Origin of the sequence: Nitratidesulfovibrio liaohensis, assembly GCF_011682075.1 — a bacterium.
GTDB lineage: Bacteria > Desulfobacterota > Desulfovibrionia > Desulfovibrionales > Desulfovibrionaceae > Cupidesulfovibrio > Cupidesulfovibrio liaohensis.
In genome coordinates this window covers 1-3881 of the sequence record NZ_VSMK01000262.1, presented here as the reverse complement: position 1 = coordinate 3881, position 3881 = coordinate 1, and the positions used below count along the sequence as shown (strand labels likewise).

Annotated in this window: 3 protein-coding genes and 1 pseudogene; 1 reads left to right on the top strand and 3 read right to left on the bottom strand. The window is 68.5% G+C overall.

From position 1 onward, the window contains the following. From FVW27_RS09845 to FVW27_RS09835, 3 genes and pseudogenes are all read right to left on the bottom strand, one after another. Positions 1 to 394: pseudogene (locus tag FVW27_RS09845) on the bottom strand (efflux RND transporter periplasmic adaptor subunit); the annotation flags it as partial. 110 nt (positions 395 to 504) lie between these two features. Continuing rightward, complete coding sequence (locus FVW27_RS09840) at positions 505 to 1404, bottom strand: ABC transporter ATP-binding protein (protein ID WP_243838331.1); 900 nt, start codon at positions 1402 to 1404, stop codon at positions 505 to 507. An 87-nt stretch (positions 1405 to 1491) separates the two neighbouring features. Continuing rightward, positions 1492 to 2640 carry an ABC transporter permease gene (locus FVW27_RS09835; RefSeq protein WP_167124745.1) on the bottom strand — a complete coding sequence of 383 codons (1149 nt, stop codon included), beginning with the start codon at positions 2638 to 2640 and terminating at the stop codon, positions 1492 to 1494. Positions 2641 to 2996: 356 nt separating this feature from the next. Between FVW27_RS09835 and FVW27_RS09830 the strand changes: the two genes are divergently transcribed. Beyond that, entirely contained in the window at positions 2997 to 3824 is an 828-nt protein-coding gene (locus FVW27_RS09830) for a response regulator (RefSeq protein ID WP_167124743.1), read from the top strand. Positions 3825 to 3881: the final 57 nt, after the last annotated feature.

Genomic DNA, 3881 nt, shown 5'->3' with positions numbered 1-3881 from the left:
CGGCGTCGGCGCGGGCCTTTTCCAGGGCCACGCGGGCCTCGGCCACCTTGGCGCGGGCCACCGCAAGGGCGGCCTTCTGCTGCGCCAGGGCTGCCTTGCGCTCGCGGTCGTCCAGCCGGAACAGCAAATCGCCCTTCTTCACCGCGTCCCCCACGGTGACGGGAATCTCCACGATGACCCCGGACGTGGGCGTGGCCACGCCCACATCGCGGCTGGCCGCCTCCACTATGCCGGAACCGCTGATGTACCGGTCATAGGGCGGCGCGGCGGGATCGGCCACTGGCGGCACCGGGACGGGCGGCGCCGACGCGCGCGAGGCGTACACGACGCCCGCTGCAAGGCCCGCAAGGGCCAGGACGGGAAGGACGTAGGCAAGGATGATGTTGCGTCGCATGGATCTCTCTGTCCGTAAGGTATCGGGGCGTGCCGCATGTGGGTGGGTGGCCCCGTGGGTGTTCGGGAAACGGTCTGAAGGTCGGGCAAGGCCTGGAAACCCTCCGGATGTTAGTCCGTGCAACTGTATGGCGTCCGGGCGGACGCGCCCGTGCCGTTGCCGCCGGGTGATGGCCCGTATCCGCGGGAGTGATGGTCATCGCCGCCAATGCCGGCCCTTGTGCCGGAGCCCCCTCCGTGCCTGTCCGCCGCCCCAGGCTCCCGCATCGCGCCTGCCTCGGTGGCGGGCATGCCCACGCGGGTCACCTGTCCGTCGTCCAGTTCGGCGATGCGGTCGGCAAATTCGAAAATGCGGGCATCGTGGGTGACGATGACCAGCGCCCGGCCATCCACGGTGCCCACCCGGCGCAGCAGTTCCATGACTCGCTGACCGTTGGCGTGGTCCAGGGCGCTGGTGGGTTCGTCGCACACGATCAGTTGCGGCTGGTGCACCAGGGCGCGGGCAATGGCCACCCGCTGCTGCTGCCCGCCGGAAAGGTCACCGGGGGCGGATTCCGCCTTGTCGCCAAGGCCCACCAGTTCCAGCGCGGCTTCCGCCTTGCGCATGGACTCGCGCAGGGGCGCGCCGCAGATGCGCAGGGGCACGGAAACGTTCTCCGCCGCCGTCAGGGCAGGGTTCAGGTTGTAGGCCTGGAAGACGAAGCCGATGTTGCGGGCACGAAAGGCCGCGCGGAGCCGGGGGGCCAGTGCGGTCATGTCCTGCCCCAGGATGCGGCAGTTGCCTTCCGTGGGGTCCAGAATGCCCGCCATGACCGAAATGAGCGTGGTCTTGCCGCAGCCGGAGGGGCCCACCAGCATCAGCAGTTCGCCGCGCTGCACGGTCAGGTCCACGCCGCGCAGGGCGTGCACGGCGGTGGCCCCTTCTCCGTAGCGTTTGCGCAGCCCCGCGCAGACCACTGCGGGGTCGGCGGACATATCGGCCATGCCGGGCCTGCCAGGCATGTCGGGCATGTCGGCTGCGCCAACCGCACGGGCCGGAGCATTCATGTTTCTGTCCTGCACTCGTTCAACTCCCGGTTGCCCAGTTGCCCTGTGGTCCTATTGCTTGAACACCACGGCCGGTTCCAGCCGCAGCACCTGACGGATGCTCAGCGCCGCCGAAACCAGGGTGATGGACAGCACCGCACCGCCGCCCACCGCAAGGATGAGCGGCGAAAGGCGCATGCCCATGGGATCGCCGGGCAGGTTGCCCATGATCATGGCCATGCCCACCCCAATGCCGAAGCCGGTGCCCGCCACCAGCAGGGCCTGTGACAGGATCATCAGCAGCAGGGTGCGGTCGTCGGTGCCCATGGCCTTCAGCACGCCGAAGTGGCGCAACGCGTCCTGGGTGAAGTTGTGGAACATCAGCCCGGTGACCACCGCGCCGATGCAGAAGCTCATGAAAATGGTGGTGCCGAAGTGCATGATGATGGCCGTGCGCTTGATGAAATGCCGCAACGTCCGGGCGCGGAAGTCGTCGGCGGTCAGGGCGGTGAGGCCCGTTTCCGACGCGATGCGCGCGGCAAGCGCCCGGTGGTCCTGCCCCGGCCGGGCCTTTACCAGCACGAAGGACATCACCTTGCGCTCGCTCTTGTTGAACACCTTCACCCGCGAATAGGTGGTGTACAGGATGGGCTGCGACTGGAAGGTGGGGGTGGCGTTGGCCACGCCCACCACCACGGCGCGGCGGTCGTTGACCTCCAGCGCGTCGCCCACCGCCAGCGGTCGCAGGCCGTGGTCCGTCTGCACGGCCAGGCGCTTGGATGCGCCCTCGGCATCCACCACCACGGCATCGCTCATGCGCAGGTCCGCCATGCTGCCGGACAGCATGACGCCCGGCGCACCGATGAGCGACACGTCGTCCACGCCGATGAGCCCGCACCCCACGGTATTGCCGTCGGGCAGGCGCACCTTCAGCTGGCCCTTGTGCAGGGGCACGGCCCACTCCACGCCGCTGACGCTGCGCACCAGCGACAGGCGCGTGTCGGGCATGGCCTTCGATTCCTCCACCGACTGGGCCTGCGGATCCATGACCCAGATGTCGGCGATGGCGATGTCGTCGATGAGGCCGTAGGTACGGGTAAGGATGCTGGCGAACACGGCGGGCTGCTGGGTCATGATCAGCGAGGTGAAGGCCAGGCTCAGCACCATGCCGAGGTACTTGCCCCGGTTTGCGAGCAGCATCTTGAGCGCTATCTGGTACATGCGGTTTCCGATGGCTGTTGGGACCGCGCTTTCCCTTGCAGGGGGCGGAGGACGAAACGTGCGCCGCAGCGCCCATGTTGCATGCGGCGCATGTCGACCCGCTCCGGGACCATCCCGGCGGCCCGCAGGAAGGGGGAAGGAAGGGAAAAACCGTCGGTCCCCTCGCCGCCCCTGCGGAAGGGAAGCGGCGTGTGGTGCAGGGTCTAGCCCGGCGGCGTAACCGCAATATGTGTTGCCCGTTGCCGCTTCATTGCCGCAACAGGCAAAGTGTTGCCGCGTATTGCACCCCGCGCGGCGGAAACACTGTGTTGCAAAAAAACCGTGCACGGGCCACGGCGCGGCGCTATAGGTGGCCCATGAACACCCCGGAACACATCATGGTCGTGGACGACGACCCCGAAATTCGCAATCTGCTCACCGGCTATCTGGACAGGCACGGCTTTCGCGCCGAATCCGCCGCCGACGGCGCCGAAATGTTCCGCATGCTCGAGGTGGGACGCTACGACCTTGTGGTGCTGGACGTGATGCTGCCCGGCGACGACGGTCTGACCCTGTGCCGCAGGCTGCGCGCCCGGTCCGAACTGCCGGTGATCATGCTGACCGCGCTGGACGACGACACCGACCGCATCATCGGGCTGGAACTGGGCGCCGACGACTACGTGGCCAAGCCGTTCAACCCGCGCGAACTGGTGGCCCGCATCCGCACCGTGCTGCGCCGCGCCCGCGCCCTGCCCGAAAACATCGCCAAGGCCGAGCCGGAGGCCATGTCGCGCACCATCCGCTTTGCCGGATGGACGCTGGACACGGTGCCCCGCCACCTGGTGGCCCCGGACGGGGTGGTGGTGAACCTGAGCGGTGCGGAATACCGCCTGCTGCGGGTTTTCCTGAATTATCCCAACCGGGTCATGAGCCGCGACCAGTTGCTGGATCTGACCCAGGGCCGCGCGGCGGAAGCCTTTGACCGGTCCATCGACGTGCTGGTCAGCCGACTGCGCACCCGTCTGCGCGACAACGGGCGCGAGCCGCAGATCATCAAGACCGTGCGCGGCGACGGCTACTACCTGGCCACCGACGTGGAACGCGATGCCGGGGCCGATGGCGTCCCGGATGCCACCCCGAATGGCGCAACGGACGCCGCGCCCGGTACGCCCCCTCGGCCTTTCCCCGGCTCGGCTGACGCATGAGCCCCGCCAACGCCGCCCCCCCAGCCGCAAGGCCGCCGTTCCCCTTCGCGCGGCTGC

What these genes read in the sequence shown, in the direction of transcription:
- FVW27_RS09840 (WP_243838331.1), bottom strand. Translation starts at nt 1,404, where the DNA reads ATGCCCGACATGCCTGGCAGGCCCGGCATGGCCGATATGTCCGCCGAC.
- FVW27_RS09835 (WP_167124745.1), bottom strand. Translation starts at nt 2,640, where the DNA reads ATGTACCAGATAGCGCTCAAGATGCTGCTCGCAAACCGGGGCAAGTAC.
- FVW27_RS09830 (WP_167124743.1), top strand. Translation starts at nt 2,997, where the DNA reads ATGAACACCCCGGAACACATCATGGTCGTGGACGACGACCCCGAAATT.